Source organism: Lentzea albida, assembly GCF_900111005.1.
Lineage (GTDB): Bacteria > Actinomycetota > Actinomycetes > Mycobacteriales > Pseudonocardiaceae > Lentzea > Lentzea albida.
In genome coordinates this window covers 341,277-361,816 of sequence record NZ_FOFV01000004.1, presented here as the reverse complement: position 1 = coordinate 361,816, position 20,540 = coordinate 341,277, and the positions used below count along the sequence as shown (strand labels likewise).

General features: G+C 69.2%; 18 protein-coding genes. 13 read left to right on the top strand and 5 right to left on the bottom strand.

Features of this window, described 5'->3' with window-relative positions:
• The first annotated feature begins 47 nt into the window (after positions 1-47).
• The 9 genes from BMY74_RS13700 to truA all read left to right on the top strand — a co-directional run bounded on the left by BMY74_RS13700 (position 48) and on the right by truA (position 5,469).
• Positions 48-629, top strand: a complete 582-nt coding sequence (locus tag BMY74_RS13700; protein WP_089915257.1) for a hypothetical protein — start codon at positions 48-50, stop codon at positions 627-629.
• Between the two features lie 122 nt (positions 630-751).
• Positions 752-973 carry a translation initiation factor IF-1 gene (gene infA / locus BMY74_RS13695; protein WP_005166804.1) on the top strand — a complete coding sequence of 74 codons (222 nt, stop codon included), beginning with the start codon at positions 752-754 and terminating at the stop codon, positions 971-973.
• Between the two features lie 25 nt (positions 974-998).
• A complete protein-coding gene (rpmJ, locus tag BMY74_RS13690; RefSeq protein ID WP_010148647.1) occupies positions 999-1,112 on the top strand; it encodes a 50S ribosomal protein L36 in 114 nt (37 codons plus the stop codon).
• A 220-nt stretch (positions 1,113-1,332) separates the two neighbouring features.
• Complete coding sequence (gene rpsM / locus BMY74_RS13685) at positions 1,333-1,713, top strand: 30S ribosomal protein S13 (RefSeq protein ID WP_089915254.1); 381 nt, start codon at positions 1,333-1,335, stop codon at positions 1,711-1,713.
• Between the two features lie 37 nt (positions 1,714-1,750).
• A complete protein-coding gene (gene rpsK / locus BMY74_RS13680; protein WP_065915981.1) occupies positions 1,751-2,158 on the top strand; it encodes a 30S ribosomal protein S11 in 408 nt (135 codons plus the stop codon).
• A gap of 23 nt (positions 2,159-2,181) precedes the next feature.
• Positions 2,182-2,787 carry a 30S ribosomal protein S4 gene (gene rpsD / locus BMY74_RS13675; protein WP_089915251.1) on the top strand — a complete coding sequence of 202 codons (606 nt, stop codon included), beginning with the start codon at positions 2,182-2,184 and terminating at the stop codon, positions 2,785-2,787.
• Positions 2,788-2,938: 151 nt separating this feature from the next.
• Positions 2,939-3,997, top strand: coding sequence for a DNA-directed RNA polymerase subunit alpha (locus tag BMY74_RS13670; RefSeq protein WP_089915248.1), 1,059 nt, complete (start codon positions 2,939-2,941; stop codon positions 3,995-3,997).
• Between the two features lie 51 nt (positions 3,998-4,048).
• Entirely contained in the window at positions 4,049-4,618 is a 570-nt protein-coding gene (rplQ, locus tag BMY74_RS13665; RefSeq protein ID WP_089915245.1) for a 50S ribosomal protein L17, read from the top strand.
• Between the two features lie 59 nt (positions 4,619-4,677).
• A complete protein-coding gene (truA, locus tag BMY74_RS13660) occupies positions 4,678-5,469 on the top strand; it encodes a tRNA pseudouridine(38-40) synthase TruA (RefSeq protein WP_218159615.1) in 792 nt (263 codons plus the stop codon).
• 458 nt (positions 5,470-5,927) lie between these two features.
• On the opposite strand, the gene BMY74_RS13655 is transcribed toward truA, so the two are convergent.
• The 3 genes from BMY74_RS13655 to eccE all read right to left on the bottom strand — a co-directional run bounded on the left by BMY74_RS13655 (position 5,928) and on the right by eccE (position 9,641).
• On the bottom strand, positions 5,928-7,490 hold the full coding sequence (locus BMY74_RS13655) for a S8 family peptidase (protein ID WP_089915239.1): 1,563 nt from the start codon (positions 7,488-7,490) through the stop codon (positions 5,928-5,930).
• 220 nt (positions 7,491-7,710) lie between these two features.
• Positions 7,711-8,439 carry a hypothetical protein gene (locus BMY74_RS13650; RefSeq protein WP_089915236.1) on the bottom strand — a complete coding sequence of 243 codons (729 nt, stop codon included), beginning with the start codon at positions 8,437-8,439 and terminating at the stop codon, positions 7,711-7,713.
• Positions 8,436-9,641 carry a type VII secretion protein EccE gene (gene eccE, locus BMY74_RS13645; protein ID WP_245786105.1) on the bottom strand — a complete coding sequence of 402 codons (1,206 nt, stop codon included), beginning with the start codon at positions 9,639-9,641 and terminating at the stop codon, positions 8,436-8,438. Before eccE ends, BMY74_RS13650 begins: the two co-directional genes overlap by 4 nt.
• A gap of 274 nt (positions 9,642-9,915) precedes the next feature.
• On the opposite strand from eccE, the gene eccB reads away from it, so the two are divergent.
• The 3 genes from eccB to BMY74_RS13630 all read left to right on the top strand — a co-directional run bounded on the left by eccB (position 9,916) and on the right by BMY74_RS13630 (position 13,023).
• On the top strand, positions 9,916-11,532 hold the full coding sequence (gene eccB / locus BMY74_RS13640) for a type VII secretion protein EccB (protein ID WP_089915228.1): 1,617 nt from the start codon (positions 9,916-9,918) through the stop codon (positions 11,530-11,532).
• A gap of 86 nt (positions 11,533-11,618) precedes the next feature.
• Complete coding sequence (locus BMY74_RS13635; protein WP_089915225.1) at positions 11,619-11,936, top strand: type VII secretion target; 318 nt, start codon at positions 11,619-11,621, stop codon at positions 11,934-11,936.
• 10 nt (positions 11,937-11,946) lie between these two features.
• Positions 11,947-13,023 carry a WXG100 family type VII secretion target gene (locus tag BMY74_RS13630; protein WP_089915222.1) on the top strand — a complete coding sequence of 359 codons (1,077 nt, stop codon included), beginning with the start codon at positions 11,947-11,949 and terminating at the stop codon, positions 13,021-13,023.
• Positions 13,024-13,089: 66 nt separating this feature from the next.
• On the opposite strand, the gene mycP is transcribed toward BMY74_RS13630, so the two are convergent.
• Together mycP and eccD are read right to left on the bottom strand one after the other, a co-directional pair.
• Entirely contained in the window at positions 13,090-14,505 is a 1,416-nt protein-coding gene (gene mycP / locus BMY74_RS13625; RefSeq protein WP_089915218.1) for a type VII secretion-associated serine protease mycosin, read from the bottom strand.
• Positions 14,502-15,905 (bottom strand): type VII secretion integral membrane protein EccD, encoded by a 1,404-nt coding sequence (eccD, locus tag BMY74_RS13620; protein WP_089915215.1) that lies wholly within the window; start codon positions 15,903-15,905, stop codon positions 14,502-14,504. The genes mycP and eccD overlap by 4 nt, the downstream gene beginning before the upstream one ends.
• A gap of 229 nt (positions 15,906-16,134) precedes the next feature.
• Between eccD and eccCa the strand changes: the two genes are divergently transcribed.
• Positions 16,135-20,160: a type VII secretion protein EccCa gene (gene eccCa / locus BMY74_RS13615; RefSeq protein WP_089915212.1), complete on the top strand. Its 4,026-nt coding sequence runs from the start codon at positions 16,135-16,137 to the stop codon at positions 20,158-20,160.
• Positions 20,161-20,540 lie beyond the last annotated feature (380 nt).

Sequence of the window (20,540 nt, the reverse complement as noted above, 5' to 3'; positions counted from 1 at the left end):
CAGGCTGTGCTGCCACGAAGCCGGCCACCGATTTCACCTACCAGGACGTGCCGGCGGAACGGATCGCCGACCGGCTCTTCCTCGCCGACGTCATAGCCGAGACCGAGGGCTGCGAGCCGCCGTTCTCCGACGTGGTCGTGAGGCGTCCGAACTTCACCGGCCCGCCACCTCCGGTCGACGGCGGCTGCGGAGGGAGCGTGCGTTCCTCCGCGCCGTGGGAGTACGTCAACGCCGTGAAACGCATCACGGCGCTGCACGACGTCGTCGTGCACGAGTGGCAGGTGCTGCTCCAGTCGGGTCCGGAGGCCGCCGAGACGCGGGCGACCGAGGCCACGCTGCTGCACTGCCTCGACCGGGTGGGGTTCACCCAGCTCGGGCCCGGCGACCCGAGTCCCGCGAGCTACGGGGTCGGGTCCGGCGACCTCGCGCTCAACAACGCAGCTCAGAGGTGTTCCGACGAGACCGGCTACGGGTGGAGGACCGCCGCTCAACGCCTGCGGACGCTCAGGTCCGTGCTCGGCCGGCACGAGTCGGAGTTCAACGACGTCGAGCGCCTGCGGCCGGTGCTCGAGCGGGGCGCGCTGCCCGACCAGGGCTCCGACCGGACCCGATTTGGGTTGCCGCTGTGAACTGCGTACACTGGTCAGGTGGCGCATCTGTCGCGCCGGTTCTGTCATGCCCTCGCAGGTGAGATCGAGCCGAGCTGGGACGCGCCCAAACGTATTTATCACCGTCACGAAACGCGGAGGACATGGGCAAGAAGGACGGGGCCATTGAGGTCGAGGGCCGCGTAGTCGAGCCGCTCCCCAACGCGATGTTCAGGGTCGAGTTGGAGAACGGTCACAAGGTACTCGCGCACATCAGCGGCAAGATGCGACAGCACTACATCCGCATCCTCCCTGAGGACCGGGTTGTCGTGGAGCTCTCGCCCTACGACCTGTCCCGCGGGCGCATCGTCTACCGCTACAAGTGACCTCCAGTAGCAGGAGATCTCAGGCGTGAAGGTTCAGCCGAGCGTCAAGAAGATCTGCGACAAGTGCAAGGTGATCCGCCGTCACGGCCGGGTCATGGTGATCTGCGAGAACCTGCGCCACAAGCAGCGCCAGGGCTGAGCAGTTCCACTCGCGCTCGTCGAGGTCTTTCGATGACGCAGTAACGAGAAGCCTCCTCGTACCTGCCGCACGCAGGGCTTCAAGCGTGCGGACACCCCCGGATTCCAGGCCGGGGCCGGGACACCGGCTGTGAGAGCAGCCGGAACGACACACAGCGAGTCAGTCACCGGAACTGGACGAGGAGCAGACCTGGAAGTAATCGACAGGAGTTAACCGCCACATGGCACGACTCGCTGGCGTCGACCTCCCCCGCGAAAAGCGGATGGAGATCGCGCTCACCTACATCTTCGGCATCGGTCGTACGCGCTCCAAGGAGCTGCTCGCCGCCACGGAGATCTCCCCGGACCTCCGGGTGAAGGATCTGACGGACGACGACCTCGCCAAGCTGCGGGACCACATCGAGACGAACTACAAGGTCGAGGGTGACCTCCGCCGTGAGGTTCAGGCCGACATCCGTCGCAAGATGGAGATCGGCTGCTACGAGGGTCTTCGGCACCGTCGCGGCCTGCCCGTTCGCGGTCAGCGCACCAAGACGAACGCTCGCACCCGCAAGGGTCCGAAGAAGACCGTCGCCGGCAAGAAGAAGGCCGGCAAGAAGTAAGACCTCGCGTCTACTGCCCTCAACTTAGGAGCTCGTTTTGCCACCGAAGTCCCGTCAGGGCGCCGGGGTCAAGAAGATCCGGCGCAAGGAAAAGAAGAACGTCTCGCACGGCCAGGCGCACATCAAGAGCACGTTCAACAACACCATCGTGTCCATCACGGACCCGCTGGGCAACGTGATCAGCTGGGCGTCCGCCGGCCACGTGGGTTTCAAGGGCTCGCGCAAGTCCACGCCGTTCGCGGCGCAGATGGCTGCCGAGAACGCCGCCCGCAAGGCCGCCGAGCACGGCATGCGCAAGGTGGACGTGTTCGTGAAGGGTCCCGGCTCCGGCCGTGAGACCGCGATCCGTTCGCTGCAGGCCGCCGGTCTCGAGGTCGGCACCATCCAGGACGTGACCCCGCAGCCCCACAACGGCTGCCGCCCGCCCAAGCGGCGCCGGGTCTGAGGCACGGGGAGGAGTAAGAACTAATGGCTCGTTACACGGGACCCGCGACGCGCATCTCGCGCCGCCTGAAGGTCGACCTCGTTGGTGGGGACCAGGCGTTCGAGCGCCGTCCGTACCCGCCCGGCCAGCACGGCCGTGGCCGGGTCAAGGAGTCCGAGTACCTGCTGCAGCTCCAGGAGAAGCAGAAGGCTCGTTACACCTACGGCGTTCTTGAGCGTCAGTTCGTCCGCTACTACAAGGAAGCGGTTCGTCGCCCGGGCAAGACCGGCGAGAACCTGCTCCAGATCCTCGAGGCCCGCCTCGACAACGTGGTGTACCGCGCGGGCCTCGCCCGCACGCGTCGCCAGGCTCGTCAGCTGGTTGCTCACGGTCACTTCCTGGTCAACGGCCACAAGGTGAACATCCCGAGCTACCAGGTGTCGAAGTTCGACATCATCGACGTGAAGCCGAAGTCCATGCCGACGCTGCCCTTCGAGGCCGCTCGCGCGTCCTTCGGTGACCGCCCGATTCCCGCTTGGCTGCAGGTCGTTCCCTCGAACCTGCGCATCCTCGTGCACCAGCTGCCCGAGCGCGCGCAGATCGACACGCCTGTCACCGAGCAGCTCATCGTCGAGCTCTACTCGAAGTGATCCTCTCCGGGCCACTGTCTGCTTTGGACGGTGGCTCGGGTCGGGTCCCGCATCGGCGCGAAGGGTGTGCCGAGTGCGTTTGCCGGTCCTCGCGGCTGGCTGTTGTTGACGGCGTCAAATAGCGGGCGTCGTTGCTGAAAGGAAGAACCCAGTGCTGATTTCCCAGCGCCCCTCGCTCGGCGAGGAAGCGGTCTCCGAGACCCGTTCCCGGTTCGTCATCGAACCGCTGGAGCCGGGCTTCGGTTACACGCTCGGCAACTCGATCCGCCGCACGCTGCTCTCGTCGATCCCCGGTGCTGCTGTCACGAGCATCCGCATCGACGGCGTGCTGCACGAGTTCACCACGGTTCCCGGGGTGAAGGAGGACGTCACCGACGTCATCCTGAACCTGAAGGAGCTCGTCGTCTCGTCCGAGGAGGACGAGCCGGTGACCATGTACCTGCGCAAGCAGGGCCCCGGTGTGGTGACCGCGGGCGACATCGTGCCTCCGGCCGGTGTCACCGTGCACAACCCCGACCTGCACATCGCGACCCTGAACGGCAAGGGGAAGCTGGAGATCGAGCTCGTCGTCGAGCGCGGTCGCGGCTACGTCCCGGCTGTCCAGAACAAGCAGGCGGGCGCCGAGATCGGCCGCATCCCCGTCGACTCGATCTACTCGCCTGTTCTCAAGGTGACGTACAAGGTCGAGGCGACTCGTGTCGAGCAGCGCACGGACTTCGACAAGCTGATCCTCGACGTGGAGACCAAGCCCTCGATCACCCCGAGGGACGCGGTTGCCTCCGCGGGCAAGACCCTGGTGGAGCTGTTCGGCCTCGCTCGCGAGCTGAACATCGACGCCGAGGGCATCGAGATCGGCCCGTCGCCGGCCGAAGCCGACACCATCGCCGCGTTCGCGATGCCTATCGAGGACCTGGACCTCACGGTCCGGTCTTACAACTGCTTGAAGCGGGAAGGCATCCACACCGTCGGTGAGCTCGTGTCGCGCAGCGAGGCGGACCTGCTGGACATCCGCAACTTCGGTGCGAAGTCGATCGACGAGGTCAAGATGAAGCTCGTCGGCCTCGGCCTCGCCCTGAAGGACTCGCCTCCTGGGTTCGACCCGTCCGCGGCTGCTGCCGACTACCACCCCGGTGACACGGGCTGGGGCGCCGGTGCCGGCCTGGACCCGCACGACGACGGTCAGGACTACGCGGAGACCGAGCAGCTCTGACGCTCTGATTCAGAGCTAGAGGATCTCTTTTAGTTACTACAGGAGCAAGCGATGCCCACCCCTACCAAGGGCCCACGGCTCGGTGGGTCTCCGGCGCACGAGCGGCTGCTGCTCGCCAACCTGGCGACGGCGCTGTTCCAGCACGGCCGGATCAAGACCACTGAGGCGAAGGCGAAGCGGCTGCGTCCGTACGCCGAGAAGATCATCTCCAAGGCCAAGGCCGGCGACCTGCACAACCGTCGCGAGATCATGAAGGTGATCCGCGACAAGGACGTCGTGCACAAGCTGATCGCCGAGATCGGTCCGTTCTTCAGCGACCGTTCCGGTGGCTACACCCGCATCACCAAGACGCTGGCGCGCAAGGGCGACAACGCCCCCATGGCCATCATCGAGCTGGTGCAGCAGAAGCTCGTCTCCACCGAGGCCGAGGCTGCGCGCAAGACCAAGTTCGCCAAGGACGAGAAGCCGGCCGCCGCCGAGGCCCCGGTCGTCGAGGCGGACGACGAGGTGAAGGACCAGGACGCCGAGGCGCCCGAGTCCGCCACCAAGGACGCCGCTGAGGAGCCCGCCGAGGGCGCCGAGGTCGCGGCTGAGGACAAGTCCGAGAAGGACAAGTCCTGAGCAGTCCGACTGCTGACGAGCCCGCCGTTCCCGCTTCCGGGGGCGGCGGGCTCGTTCGTGTGCGCTTCGACCTCGCCTACGACGGCACGGAGTTCTCCGGCTGGGCCCGCCAGCCGTCGCGCCGGACCGTGTGCGGCGTCCTGGAGGACACGCTGTCGATGGTGCTGCGCGAGGACGTGTCCCTGACCGTCGCCGGCCGCACCGACGCGGGCGTGCACGCCGCGGGCCAGGTGGCTCATGCCGACCTGCCCGAGTCGGTGGATGTCGCGGCCCTGCCGAAGCGGCTTGCCCGTGCGTTGCCCTCGGACGTGCGCGTGTTTTCGGCACGTGTGGTGCCTGCTGCTTTTGACGCTCGCTTTTCCGCGTTGCGCCGGCATTACGAATACCGCGTCACGGACGCCGCTTTCGGCGCGCATCCGTTGCGGCGGTTGGACACGCTGGCCTGGCCCCGGCCGCTGGACGTTCCCGCGATGAACGTCGCCGCCGGGTTGTTGTTGGGGGAGCACGACTTTTGTGCTTTTTGCAAGCGGCGTGAGGGTGCTACGACCATTCGTGAGTTGCAGCGGCTCGAGTTGGTGCGGTCTGCGGATGATGGTGTCATCACGGCGTTCGTGTCCGCCGATGCTTTCTGCCACTCGATGGTCCGGTCGTTGATCGGGGCTTTGCTGGCTGTGGGGGAGGGGCGGAAGGCCGTTGAGTGGCCTGCGTCCCTGTTGTCGTTGCAGGGGCGGGCTTCTGGGGTTGCCGTGGCTCCTGCTCATGGGTTGTCGTTGGTTCGGGTGGACTTTCCTGCGGATGCGGAGTTGGCGGCTCGGGCCGAGGCGACTCGACGGGTTCGCACCCTGTCCTGAGGTGTGGTTGGGGCTCCGCCCCAGACCCCGCCGATCTGATCGAAAACCGGGCCAGCGCCGTTCGCGGGTTGATGGCACGCCTGGTGCTTTCGGCGGCTATGGCGCTACTCGTGTCGAAACCACCCCACCCAGGCCTTGTGGTGAAGACGGCTCGCCTTCGTCGCGTTCGATCGGGCGAACCCATCTGGCTTCGCCGATTTGTGGCGTGCCCGCCCGATCTCGGATGTGTCAGCCATCCCGGCTATGCCAGGCCCGCCACGCCCGGAATGCCCCGGCCCACCTGTGCTCGTCCCGTCGCGCCTCGGCTGCCCGCCAGCCCACCCGGTCGCCCTGCTCCTCCCCGACGGCCCGCCTCCACCCCCGCGGTGCCCTCCCAGCAGCCCGCACCCCACCGCAAAGGGGAGGAGCCCCCGGCGTGTGCCGGGGGCTCCTGGTGGTGCGGCTGAGAGGCTCGGGGCTCAGAGGTCGAGCGTCCACGAGTCGATGTTGCCCGTGTCCTGGCGGTAGAGGTCGCGCACCCGCAGCTGCCAGGTGCCGTTCGCGTCCTCCGTCGAGACGTTCACGGTGTAGGTGGCGTTGAGGTTGTCGGCGCTGTCGGAACCGTTGCCCACCTTGAGGGTCTTCACCGCGCCCGAGGGGGCGATGAGGGCCACTTCGAGGTCACCGCGGTAGGTGTGGGTGATGGCGACCTTCACGGTGGCGGTGGCGCCTGCCTTGCCGTTGCAGTCGGCGATGGTGATGGGGGACTTGATCTCGCCCGCGTCCGGGATGGCGGTGACGGCGTCGTTGGTGATGGCGGGGCACTGGCCGGGCGGGTTGCCGGGGGCCGTGCCGGTGATGTGGAGCAGCTTGTTCGGGGAGCCGGTGCCGGGCGAGGTGACCGCGTCGGAGGTGGCGTTGTCGACCAGGGCGTCGCGGACCTGCTGCGGGGTGGCGGTGGGGCTGGAGCCGAGGTAGACGGCGGCCGCGCCCACGACGTGCGGGGTGGCCATCGAGGTGCCGCTGATGGTGTTGGTGGCGTCGTCGTTCGTCAGCCAGGCGCTCGTGATGTCGCGGCCGGGGGCGAAGATGTCGAGGCAGGTGCCGAGGTTCGAGAAGCTCGAACGGGCGTCCGTGCGGTCCGTGGAGCCGACTGTGATGGCTTCCGGGGTGCGGGCCGGCGAGGTGTTGCAGGCGTTGCCGCCGCTGTCGTTGCCCGCTGCGAGGCCGTAGGTCACGCCTGCGGCGATGGAGCGGGAGACGGCGTCGTCGACGGTCTGGTTGGCGCCGCCGCCCAGCGACATGTTGGCCACCGCGGGCTTGCGGGCCGGGTTGGCCTGGACGTCCGCGGTGACCCAGTCGATGCCCGCGATGACGCCCGCGAACGTGCCGGAGCCCGAGCAGTTCAGGACTCGGACGGCGACGAGCTTCACGTCCTTCGCGACGCCGAACCTCGTGCCGCCGACGGTGCCCGCGACGTGGGTTCCGTGGCCGTTGCAGTCCGAGGCGTCGGCATCGTTGTCAACGGTGTCCGTTCCGGACACGGCGCGGCCGCCGAAGTCGGTGTGGGTGAGGCGGATGCCGGTGTCGATGATGTACGCCGTGACACCCGCGCCGCGGTTCGGGTAGGTGTAGCTGTTGTCCAGCGGGAGCGCTCGCTGGTCGATGCGGTCGAGGCCCCAGGACGGGGTCGGCGCCTGCGTTTCGGAGATGCGGACTTCGCCGTCCTGTTCGACGTAGGCGACGGCCGGGTCCGCGGCGAGGCGCTTGGCCTGCGATTCGGACATCTGCGCCGAGAAACCGCGCAAAGCGGACTTGTACGAGTGCTTCACCTTGGCGCCGTACTTAGCGCTCAGGTCGTCCGTGCTCGTGGTGCTGAAGTCCTTCAGCACCACGATGTAGCTGTCCTTGACGGAGTTGGGCGCACCGAGGTTGCGAATCTCCCCCTCGGGCGCAGCGGTGGCGGAGACGGACGACAGGGCGAGCGCAGTGCCCGCCACCAGCCCGATTCCAGCCGCTCGTCTGGCCCACGATTCTCCCATAGCAGCAAGCTCCCTCGTCGCAGGGTTGTGCAGTGAGAATTTTCTTAGTGGTGCGGACTGAAAGCGCACAAGACGGTCCACGACATTGCCATCGAATGGCGAATCCACAGATTTGCGGGTGGCTGTGAACCGGTTGCTGCGGCTGATCTCTTTACAAAACAATTGCGCCCCGAACGATGAACCGTTCGGGGCGCATGTTTCGCCTATTCGGACACGGCACTCAATCGCCGCGGCGGACGGCTCCGAGGATCTGCTGCTCACCGGGCGTGGTGTACAGGCGCAGGTGCGCCCACATGTCCTGGCCCATGGCGATGACCTGGTCGTCCTTCAGCTGGGTCAGCTGCTGGAACATCTGCGGGCGCAGGCGCCACATCTGCCCGGCCAGCTGCGCCTGACCCATCGGCAGGCGCTGCAGCAGCACGAGGTCCGCGTTGTTCGCCGTGGACGACGCCTGCGGGTGCAGGTACGGCAGCACGTACATCGTGGTCTGCCACGGGGCTCGCGGCGGGAACAGCTCCTGCGGGACGTGGCCGCCGTCGTGGATCACCAGCAGCGGCATGTCCTCGGTCGGGCGCGGGAGGTCCGCAGGGGACAGCCGGCGCAACTGGACCAGTTGAGACGGTCGCCCGTCCGGGCCCTGGCCCGCGGCGCGCACGACCGGCTGCCACGCCTGCGGGCGGCCCGTCGCGATGATGATCCACGCGCCGGTCGCCATGGCGCGCAACGCGATCTGGCGGGCCAGGTAGAGGCCGCCCACGACCACCATGCGGGTCGGCGTCGGGCGCAGGACGGACACGCTGAGCGGCTCGCCCTTCGTGCCCTGGCCGAGCATCATGCCGCCGCGGTCACCACTCGGGCTGACCAGGTCGAGCATGGACGGCGACACCAGGAACTCCGGTGCCACCGCGCCGCGGCCGCGCGAGTCGAGCAGACGGGACGACGAGCTCATGCCACACCTCCCAGCGGCAGCGTCGCGGCGAGGCCCGCGAGCTGCATGCCCCGCAACGGGGTCAGCGTGATGTCGAGCTTGTCACCCAGCTTCGACAGCTGGTCCTCGGCCCTGTCGAGTTCGCTCGGCGTGCGGGCGCTCACCCGCACCAGGCCGCGCAGCGAGACCTGACCGTCCTCACGCGACGGTGAGATGGACATCGCGAGCGTGGACGAGAGAGCGCGCACACCGGTCAGCGAGTTCAGGTTGCCCTTGAGGCCCTTGGACGGCCAGCCGGTGATCGCGTAGCTCGCGTGACCGACGCCACCCGCGGTGACGCCCTTCCACTTCTCCCGCAGCGACACGGGGTTCGTGCCCCCGACCGCCGCGGTCAGCTCGGCCGACGAGATCGCCGCGCGCAGCAGCTCGTCCGAGTCGAGGGGGCGGATCGTGACGCCGGCGGACTCCAGGGCGTTGCGGACGCGGGACAACGCGCCGATCAGCGCGCGGTGGGCGCCGACGACGCCGCCGCCGCGCTCCCGGATCGCCTCGCCGCAGCGGCGCGGGTCCAGCCGGACCGTGATCCACGTGGTGCGCCGGGCCGCCGCGGGCAGCGGGCCGAGCACCTCCATGTACGAGCTGACGGCCGGGGAGTTCGGCGGGAGTGCCGCGCTGCCGGGGTAGCAGTGCCAGATCACGGTGATCGCGTCGAGCACGACACCCCGGTCCTCGAGGCACGGTGTGAGCGCTCCCAGCGGCAGCGACGGGGCCGAGCCGACCGCGGAGATCAGCGGCGGCGTCGGGTCGACCAGCAGCACCGCGGTCCACACGCCGTCGTGCCACGACAGCGCGAGCGGACGGCGTTCGTGGTCGACGCCCTTGGCGATCACCAGGTCCGGGATCGCCAGGCGCAGCAACGCGACGCGCGGGTCCTCCGGGCCGAGCACCTGCATCTCGTCGTCACCGGGCTTGGACTCCTGCTGCTCCGCGCGCTTCGCGGTGCGGCTGTGCGACCGGAAGTTGTAGCGCAGGCGGATGCCGATCCACTGGGTGAGCCAGCGGCCACGCGAACGGGTGAACGCCAGGATCAGTGCGACGAGGAGCACACCGCCCGCGATCGAGACGGAGACGACGTTCAGCGCGTCGCCCTGCTTCACGCCCATGATCGCCAGCACGAGGAGGGCGATGGCGAGACCGACCTCGATCGTGACTACGTTCGACACGGGCAACGAGCCGAGGCTCACACCCGCGGCTCTGCGACGGACACGCCCGACCGGACGCGGAGGCGCGGGTGCCTGCTGGCCGGGAGGACTCCCAGGTCCCTGCGGCCGTGCCATCCCTGGGTTGGGCCGGGGCGGATGTGGAGTGGTCACGGACATCCGTTGTGGTCTCTTTCCCCTCGATGGTTCGGTGGGCTTGGCGAACCGGCCCACGAAGCAACCTGCGTCCGGCTATCCTGCCGAACCGTACCGCGACTGGGAGAGCAGCGAGCCGAGAATGGCATCAACACCCACCACCAAGTCACAGGTCCAGGCCTACCAATTCGTCCTGCGGCGGATGCAGTCTGCTCTGGTCCGCAGAGACGCCGTGATGTTGCACGACCCCATGCGCAACCACTCGCGTGCGACAGCGGTGGGTGTGGTCCTGGGTGTCGTCGGTCTGCTGGGCTTCCTGATCGTCGGGCTCTTCAGCCCGGCGCCGAAGCTGGACGACCAGACGCAGATCGCCATCAGCAAGGAGACCGGCCAGGTCTACGTCGTCGACAACGCGCCGCGGCGGTTGATCCCGATGACGAACCTGGCCTCGGCCCGGCTGCTCTGGTACTCGCGCAACAACCCCGACGCGCAGCAGGGCCAGGTCGGCGGTGACGCGCCGGGCGGCACCGCGGGAGCCCCGCAGGAGGCCGCCGGCGGCGCCCCGAAGCTCGTGAGCGAGAAGGCGCTGGCGAGCCTGCCGCGCGGCAGGCTCACGGGTCTGCCGGACGCGCCGGACGTGCTGCCGAAGGGCGACATGCGGATCGACGCGCAGTGGTCGGTGTGCGACACCCTCGACCTGGACGAGTTCCGCGAGAACCAGGCGGCGGAGAACCAGATCAAGACCTCCGTGATCGCGGGCGTCAGCGAGGGCAACCCGCAGCTCGGCGAGGAGGCGGTGCTCGTGCAGCAGCGCACCGGCGCCAAGAAGGCCTACCTGATCTACAAGAAGCCGGACAGCCGCACCGACATCTCGTCGTCGACCGTCCGCGCCGAGGTGGACCTCAAGAACGACAAGGTCGTCAACGCCCTCAAGCTGACCGGCAAGCAGGCCCGCTCGATCAGCACCGCGCTGCTCACCACGATCCCCGAGGTCTCCCCGCTGGCCGCGCCGCAGATCCCGAACCAGGGCAAGCAGGCCACCTACGTCACCGAGACCAAGGTCAGCATCGGGGACGTGATCCGGGTCGAGCGGCAGGGCGGCCTCGAGTCCATGGTGGTGCTGGAGGACGGCTTCCAGACCGTCGACGAGACCGTCGGCGACCTGCTGCGCTGGTCGTACGCGAACAACAAGGAGTCGGTGCTGCTCTCGCCGAGCACGGTCTCGAACCGGCAGGCGCCGACCAACCCGCTCAAGCTCGACTCCTACCCGAAGAAGATCCCCAGCACGCTCGAGGCGAACGCCGGCAACACCGTCCTGTGCCTCGGCTGGAAGGCCGACAACTTCACCGAGCAGACCAAGGCCGAGCACACCACGGTCACGATCGGCTCGCGGCTGCCCGGCCCGAAGGACATGACGCCGGTCGAGCTGAACGCGGCGGGCGCGTCCGGTGAGATCGTCGACGAGTTCCTGATGCTGCCGGGCAAGGCCGCCGTCGTGCGGGCGAGCCAGGGCAAGGGCGACTTCGGCACCGGTCCGGTCCAGATCGTCACGGGCCGCGGCGTGCGCTACGGCGTGCCGGACGCGGGCACCGCGACGGCGCTGGGTCTCGACGGGACGTTCCCGCCGGCACCGAACCAGATCCTGAGCCTGCTGCCGATGGGGCCGCAGCTCAACAAGAACGAGGCCAACCGCAGCTACGACTCGATCCCGGCTCCGGGCGGCACCCTCAAGGACCCGCAGGCGGCCACCCAGAAGTAGCCGGCCGGGAAGTGGCGGAACCACTCCGGGTGCATCATCGTCGAAACGGACGAATGCACCCGGAGTTTTGTTTGGGGGACTGAGTCTTGGCCGGTCGGATCAGCGTCGACGCGGCGTGGCTGGAGAAGTACGCCGACCGCATCGACGGGACGACGGACGACCTGCGGCGCGTGCGGGACGCCATGAAGGTGTCCCCGCTGCGCCCGGAGTCGTTCGGCGAGATCGGCAGAACCGCCGGTACCGCACAGGGGTACGCGCGGGCGGCCGAGCTGCTCAACTCGCAGCTCGCCCGTGCCTGCGACACCCTCGAGGCGGCCGCCCGGGGTCTGCACGCCGTCGCGGAGCAGTACGGGCACGGCGACGACGAGGGCGTGCAGGCCATCAAGAAGGCCGACCGGCGGTAGGGGGCCCGTGATGGTGACCAAGGACGGCAGGCGGATCGCGGCCGAGGTGGGTCCCGAGCTCGACTACCTCTCGCGGGTCAGCCGCGAGCTCGGTGTCGTGGACCTCGTGCACGACTTCTTCGACCCGCTGGTGGGCGACTGGAACGACCTGCGCGAGGAAGCGGAGCGCTGGCGCAAGGCCGCGGAGGTGACCGAGGCCGTCACCGAGCACGTCTCCGCGCCGCTGGGCGGGGTCGACGCGCGGTGGGAGGGCAAGGACGCCGACGCGTTCCTCGACCACATGCGCCAGGTCGGGCTCGCGGGCGGGGACATGTCCGACGCGATGAACGCCATGGCGGACGCGCTGGAGGAGACCGCGGACGGCGTGCGCGTGATCGTGCAGGACATGGCGCACGTGCTCGCCGACGTCGCCGACTCGGTGTCCGGCACGGCCTCGCTGCCGCTCGGCGGCGACCAGCGGGCGGTCAGGCACATCGAGGAGGTCGCGCACCCGGTCCGCGAGCTGCACGAGTCGGCGCGGCAGGTGCTGGAGGCCTTCCTGAAGCTGTGCGACGGGGTTTCCGGTGAGGCGGACGGGTTCGGTGCCGTGCGGATGGAGCACCGCTACCCCGAGCAGAACTGGACCTACACGGCGCCTTCCACGCCCGAGACCAGGATGCCCGAACCCGCCAAGGCCTCGGCCACCGCGGCCGCGAGCACCGGTGCCTCACCGGGTGGCGCGGCCGGCGGTGGTGGCGGCGCGGTCGGCGGCGGTGTCGGTGGCGGGGTGGGCGGTTCGGCCGGCACTCCCGCGGCAGCCGAGCAGCCGATGCAGTTCGGTGGCGCCACAGGCGTCGCTGAGCAGGTTCCGGCGGCCGACAGGGGTGCCGGTGCCGGACAGGCCGCCGCGGCCGCCGGTGGCCGTTCTGGGGCCGCTCCCGGTGGCATGGGCATGATGGGCGGCATGGCGCCGATGATGGGTGCCATGGGCGGGCAGCAGGGCGGCGGCGACAAGGAGCACAAGCCGAAGCAGCGGATCACCGGTTCCATCGAGGACCTGCTCGGCAAGCCCAAGAAGGCGGCGCCCAAGTCGATCGGCGACGACTGACACCTGAAGACGCGCGACGGCCCCGCTGGAACAGTTTCAGCGGGGCCGTCGCACGTCCGGGGTCCGTCAGGCGGGACTGCCCCGCTTGCGGTTGAGCGAGTTCCTGATGAACAACGTCAGCGCCAGCAGCAGACCACCGAGACCGATGCCGCTCAGCGCCACGATGATCGGCGGCCAGTCGAGTCCCGGCGGCGGGGTGACCGAGGTGGTGATCTCCCGCGGCTGCTGCGGCTTGAAGCCGGCGGCCTCGGCGGGCAGCACGGCCGTGAGCGCCGCCATCGGGTTGACCATGCCGAAGCCGGTCTTGTTGTCCTTGCCGGTCACACCACCGGGGTGCAGCGCCGTCGCCTTGAGGCGCTCCATCACCTGGCGCGCCTTGAGGTTCGGGAACCGCTCGCGCACCAGCGCCGTGATGCCCGCCACGTACGGCGAGGCGAAGCTGGTGCCCTTGATGTCCTGCACGCCCTGCGCGGTGACGTTCGCGTTCGTCAGGCCGGTGCCCTTGGGGTCGACGGAGATGATCTCCTCGCCCGGTGCGGCGATGCTGACCCACGGACCCCACACGCTGAACGAGGAGACCGCGCCGGACTGCGCGATCGACGCCACCGACAGCACGTCGTTCGCGAACCAGGCCGGCGAGGACACCGAGTTCACGGTGTTCGGGTCCATGTTGTTGTTCTGCGCCGCGCAGCCGACGCCCTGGTCGCTCAGGTTGCCCGCCGCCGTCACGACGACGACGTCCTTGACGTCCACGGCGTACCGGATCGCGGCCTGCAGGTTCCGGTCGTCCGCGCTGAAGCCCTTGGGAGCGCTGCAGTTCGTCAACGAGATGTTGATGACCTTGGCGCCCTTGTCCGCCGCGCGGACGACGGCCTGGGCCAGCGTGCCGACCTTGCCGGCGCTGGCCCGCTTCTCCGGGTTGGCCGCGTTGCCCTTGAACTCGAACCGGTCGCTGGTCTGGCGGATCGCGAGGATCGTCGCCTCCGGTGCCGCGCCGACGAAGTCGCCCTCCGTCTTCGCGGCGGCGGCGACGCCCGCGACCTCCGTGCCGTGACCGTCGCAGTCGTCGATGCCGTTCTTGTCGGCGACGTAGTCACCGCCCGGCTCGACCCTGTTGCCGAACCGCGGGTTGCGCGGGTCGACGCCGGTGTCGATGATCGCGATCTTGATGCCCTTGCCGGTCGCGAACCTGTGCGCCTGGTCGAGGTTGAGCTGCACCTGGCCCCACGGCTTGGTCTTGATCAGCTCGCTCTTCGTGTCGGACTCGACGCACCCCTTGTTCGTCCGCTCGTACGGGACGTCGGGCTTGCCTTCGTCCTTGGGCGGCGGGGTGCCGGCAGGCAGGTCCGGCGGCACCGAGTTCGGCCGTGCTGTCGCCGCGTTCGACGACGACGGCTGAGCGGAGGCCTGCGGCAGCGTCCCCGTCAGCAGAAGCAGTCCGGCGGTCGCTGCCGCCGTGGTGCGCCTGAAGCCGGTCCTCATAGCGAGATCAGGCCCCGGAAGACCGAGTACATGTCCATGACGGCGAGCGCCAGCGGCAGCACGGAGGCGATCAGGATCGCCTCGATGATGTCGACGGTGCGGCGCAGCGGCGGCGAGAACTTCTGGCCGGGGAAGATCACGCCGAGCACCAGCGCGAGGGCGCCGAGCACCAGCAGCGCGCCGAAGACGAACGCGATGCGGTTGAACGACGACGTCGTGATCAGCCAGCCGAGCAGGATGCCCGCGCTCGCGAACATGCCGGTCGACAGCAGGGCGACAGCCTGCGCGCCGTTGGCGTACGCCCGGCCGCGCATCATCAGCACGATCGCGACGACCACGCCGTAGATCGGGCCCCAGATCGTGTCGGCGGTGGCGGCGACCATGGCGGCCAGCGCCGCGACGACGCCGGTTCCGATGATCATGCCGGTCAGGTACTCGTGCGCGACGGCCGTGCGGCGCTCGATGACCGCGTACTCCGGGAAGCCGCTGTCCTCCTTGAGGTCCTCGGCGTTCGTCGGCACGACGGGCGGCGGGATCTTGGCGAGCTGCAGCGTGAGCCTCGGCAGCATCGACAGCGCGGCGAGCGCCACGGCGCCGGTCGCGGCGGCCACACCCGGCAGCGGGTGCTCGACGAACGTCGCGACGAGGAACGCGAGCGCCACGAGCGTGCCGCCGGTCGCCGCGGCGATGAACACCGTGATGCCCTGCCCGATCAGCAGGATGCCGCCCCACGCGAAGATCATCATCAGCGCGGAGGCGAGCAGCATCTTCGGGTTGAAGCCCGCGCCGGGCACGGCGTGGTAGCCCGCGACGAACGCCAGCGGCAGCGAGCCGCACGCGGCGATCAGCACACCGGTCGACACCGCGCTGTAGGCCCGCGCGATGGTCGCGCCCGCGGCCAGCAGGGCGATCGCGCCGACACCACCGGCGATGGCGGCCGCGAGACCGCTGCCGGCACCACCCTCGGTCAGCGGGCCGGACAGGAACAGCGCCACCGCGGCCGCGATCAGCGCGAGCGCGCCGGCGATGTGGCCGAACCGCTGGGCGGTCTCCTTGGTCCACGGCCGGAACGAGTCCGGGTCGGACTCCGCGATCGCGTCGACGACGTCGTCGTACAACGGCGGAGGCGGGTTCTCGTTGCGGCGCCGCAACTGCAGCAGGTCGCCGTCCACGACGCCGAGCGACGCCAGCGTGCGCGCCGGGTCGAGCGGGTTGTCGCCGAGCTTGGCGAGGCACCAGCCACCGTGCCGCACACCACCGTCCGGAGTGGCCTCTCTCGCCATGTCCAGCAGCATGGGCAGGAGATCGGCCACCGCCACGTCGGCAGGCAGCGCGACGTCGATACGCGTTCGAGGTGCCACCACCGTGACACGGCTGAACACCGTCGTACCGGTCGCCACCAGGGCCCCCTAAGTCAGATCAGCACCAGAAATCAACGGCCCGACCCTATTCGTCCACCAGGATCGTGGGCGGGCGGCCCTAGTATGGCGTCACCGACGCCTTCTGCACCTGTGGTTCGCAGAACACGTTCGACTGGGTTTTTTTCCGACCCACCTTCGTGACGCGCAACGATGCGCAATAGTGTCGGTTGCTACTGGTGGTGTAACGAGTCGAAGAGGTGCCTGTCAGTTGAGCACGCTGCAGTTCAAGCGAACGGCACGCCTTGCTGCTCCCCGGCCTCCGGGCGGTGAGGTCCACCTCGAACCGCCACCCGAGGTCCCCCGGATCATCCCCGGCAACATCATGATGAAGGCGATGCCCGTCGTCATGATCGTGGCGTCCGTCGGCATGATGGGCATGATGCTCGTCTTCATGCCGCGGCAGCCCGCGGCGATGATCATGCCGGGCATGATGATGATCTCGACCATCGGCATGATGGCGAGCGGCATGGGCTCGGGCAAGGGCCAGAAGAAGGCCGAGATGAACGAGGACCGCAAGGACTACCTGCGGTACCTCGGCCAGATGCGCGACCGCGCCCGCGAGGCGGCCGACGAGCAGCGCGCCGAGCGCGAGTGGGTGCACCCGGACCCGCAGATGCTGTGGTCGCTCGCCACCACCAGGCGCATGTGGGAACGCCGCCAGAACGACCCGGACTTCTGCCACCTCCGCGCGGGACGGGGCTCGCAGCGCCTCGCGACCCGCCTGGTGCCGCCGCAGACCGGTCCCGTCGAGGAGCTCGAGCCGATCGCGACGCTGGCGCTGCGCCGGTTCGTGCGCGCCCACTCGCTCGTGCCCGACCTCCCGATCTCCATCGCCCTGCGCGGGTTCGCCGCCGTCGGCCTGCTCGGCGAGATCGACGACCGCCGCGACCTCGCGCGCGCCCTCATCGCCCAGCTCGTCACCTTCCACGCCCCGGACGACCTGCTGATCGCGGTCGTCAGCGCGGGCCGCACCAAGCAGCTGTGGGAGTGGGCGAAGTGGCTGCCGCACGCCCAGCACCCCACCGACATCGACGGCATCGGCCAGCGCCGCATGATGGCGAACTCGCTCGCCGAGATCGAGGCGATGCTGGACGAGAACCTGCGCGACCGGCAGCGGTTCACCCGCAACGCCCCGCCGCCTCCCGACCAGCCGCACATCGTGATCGTCATCGACGACGGCGACATCAGCCGCGAAGAGATGATCATCCTCGAAGAGGGTCTGGTCGGCGTCACGCTGCTCGACCTCTCCGAGTGCCTGGGCAACCTGACGGCCCGCCGGGGCCTGCGCCTCGTGGTCGAGAACAACCAGCTGGGCGCCCGTTCCGCGAGCGGTGTCGAGTGGTTCGGCGCGCCGGACCGCCTGTCCATCGTGGAGTCCGAGGCCCTGGCCCGCCGCCTCTCGCCCTACCGCATGGGCGCGGCCGGCGAGGCCGGTGGCGACAGCGGCGAAGACCCGTTGGCGATGAGCAACAACCCGCCGCTGCTCGAGTTCATGGGCATCCCCGGCGACCCGATCACCTTCGACGTGCAGCAGGCGTGGCGGCCCCGGCCCAAGCGCGACCGCTACCGCATCCCGTTCGGCATCGGCGAGCACGGCCAGCAGGTCGAGCTCGACATCAAGGAAGCGGCGGAAGACGGCATGGGCCCGCACGGCCTGTGCATCGGCGCCACCGGTTCCGGCAAGTCGGAGTTCCTCCGCACCCTGGTGCTGGGCCTGCTGGCCTCGCACTCCTCGACGGCGCTCAACATGATCCTCGTCGACTTCAAGGGTGGTGCGACGTTCCTCGGCCTGGACAAGGCCCCGCACGTCGCCGCGACGATCACCAACCTCGCCGGCGACCTCAGCCTGGTCGACCGCATGAAGGACGCCATCGAGGGCGAGGTGTCGCGTCGTCAGGAGGTCCTGGCGAAGGGCAACTACAAGAACGTCTGGGACTACGAGAAGGCCCGGGAGAACGGCGCCCAGCTCGACCCGCTGCCCGCGCTCTTCATCTGCATCGACGAGTTCTCCGAGATGCTGACGGCGAAGCCGGACTTCATCGACATCTTCCTCCAGATCGGTCGTGTCGGCCGGTCGCTGCAGATGCACATGCTCCTCGCGTCGCAGCGACTGGAGGAGGGCAAGCTCCGCGGTCTCGACACGTTCCTCTCGTACCGGATCGGTCTGAAGACGTTCAACGCGGCGGAGTCCCGCGCGGCGATCGGTGTGCCGGACGCCTACGAGCTGCCGCCGATCCCGGGTTCCGGTTACCTGAGCGTGCAGGGCATGCCGCTGACCAGGTTCAAGGCGCTCTACGTCTCGGGCACCTACCGCCCGGCGGGCATGCAGTCCGTCGGCGAGTCGGTGGCCGTGCGCAGCGACAAGCGGCCGCGGTTCTTCGTGCCCGACTTCATCGAGATCCCGAAGGAGCCGGAGCGCCCGGTCGAGCCCGTCAAGGTGGCGGAGCCGGTCAAGGAGGACGCGAACGAGCCGACCCAGCTCGAGCTCATCGTGAACCGGCTCGTCGGCCAGGGCCCGCCCGCGCACGAGGTGTGGCTGCCGCCGCTCAACGAGCCGCCCACGATGGACACGATGCTGCCGCCGCTCGACGTGACGCCGGACCGCGGTCTCACGTCGCCCGGCTACCCGGCCAACAGCACGCTCCAGATCCCCGTCGGCATCGTCGACAAGCCGTTCGAACAGCGCCGCGACCTGCTGTGGGCCGACTTCTCCGGTGCCGCGGGCCACGGTGCGATCGTCGGTGGTCCGCAGTCCGGCAAGTCGATGCTGCTGCGCACGATCATCGCGTCGATGGCGCTGACGCACACGCCGGAGGAGGTGCAGTTCTACTGCATCGACCTCGGTGGTGGTTCGCTCGCGGCGATGGAGGACCTGCCGCACGTCGGTGGTTTCGCCGGTCGTCTCGACGTCGACAAGGTCCGCCGCATGGTGGCCGAGCTCCAGACGCTGATCTCCGAGCGCGAGGTCCGCTGGCGCGACCAGCGCATCGAGCTCGCGGAGTTCCGCAACCGCAAGCGGCGCGGTGAGATCAAGGACGACGCCTTCGGCGACGCGTTCCTGATCGTCGACGGCTGGATGAACTTCCGCCAGGAGTTCGAGATGGTCGAGCCGCAGATCCAGGCGCTCGCCGCGCAGGGTCTGTCGTACGGCGTGCACGTGATCGTCGGTGCGAGCCGGTGGGCGGAGATCCGCCCCGCCATGAAGGACCTCCTCGGCACGCGCTTCGAGCTCCGCCTCGGTGACCCGAGCGAGTCCGAGGTCGACCGCAAGGTCGCGGTGAACGTGCCGCCCGGCCGTCCCGGCCGCGGCATCACGCTCGACGGCTCGACGGGCCGCAGGCTGCACTTCCTGGTCGGCCTGCCGCGCATCGACACCTCGCAGGACGCCAACACGGTCACGGCCGGTGTCCAGGACCTCGCCGCCAAGCTCACCCAGTCCTGGCAGGGCCAGCACGCCCCGCAGGTCCGGATGCTGCCCGACATGCTCGACCACGGTCAGCTCATGGCGCACGTCCAGCAGGTCATGCCCAACCGCGGCCACCTGGTCCCGGTCGGTGTCAACGAGGACGAGCTCGCCCCGGTCTACCTGGACTTCGACGCGGACCCGCACTTCGTCGGCCTGGCGGACGGCGAGTCGGGCAAGACGAACATCCTGCGCACGATCGTCCGCGGCATCATGCAGAGCTACACCTCGTCCGAGGCGTTGATCCTGCTCGCGGACTACCGCCGCACGATGCTCGGCTTCATCGACACCGACCACCTGCTCAGCTACGCGGTGTCCGGTCCCCAGTTCACCCAGAACGTCCAGGAGATCCGCGGCTCGCTCCAGGGCCGCATGCCCGGCCCGGACGTCACGCAGGAGCAGCTCAAGAACCGCTCCTGGTGGAAGGGCCCCGAGGTCTTCGTCATCGTCGACGACTACGACCTCGTCGCCCCGCAGGGTGGCGCGAACCCGATGGCGCCGCTGGCGGAGTTCATCCCGCAGGCGAAGGACGTCGGTCTGCACGTCGTCGTGATGCGTCGCATGGGTGGTGCGTCCCGCGCGATGTACGACCCGATCGTCGGCAAGCTGAAGGAGATCGCGGCGCCGATCTTCGTCGGTTCCGGCTCGAAGGAGGAGGGCAACATCGTCGGCAACCTGAAGCCGTCGCCGCAGCCTCCCGGCCGGGGCACGCTCGTGACCCGCAAGCACGGTCAGCAGCGCATCCAGTTCGCCTGGATCCCGCCCGACTAGAACTCCGGTCCGGGTTTCTCGTGGGTGGTCTCGCCTTGGCGGCGGGGCCACCCACGAGTCGTTCCGGGGTTCTGGCCGCGAACACCGAACGACCCGCACAGCCTGCCGCGCACACGGAAAAGGCCCGCAGCCGAAGCCGCGGGCCATGGCCGGACAGCAGGGGACTGTCCGGTTCCCCCCATCGCCGGTGCGGTCAAGAGGGAGGCGACCGCGCCGGGTTCCGAGCCGGTCCGCCGAGTCTCCCCCAGATCTGACTCGACCGAACCGGCTGGTGAGGACTATTCACCACCGCGCTCACGCGTCGCTCACGTCTTGATGACGTCGCGCGTGAGCGTTCGCGGGCAGGAAAAAGGCCCGCGGCCGGAGCCGCGGGCCTTGAC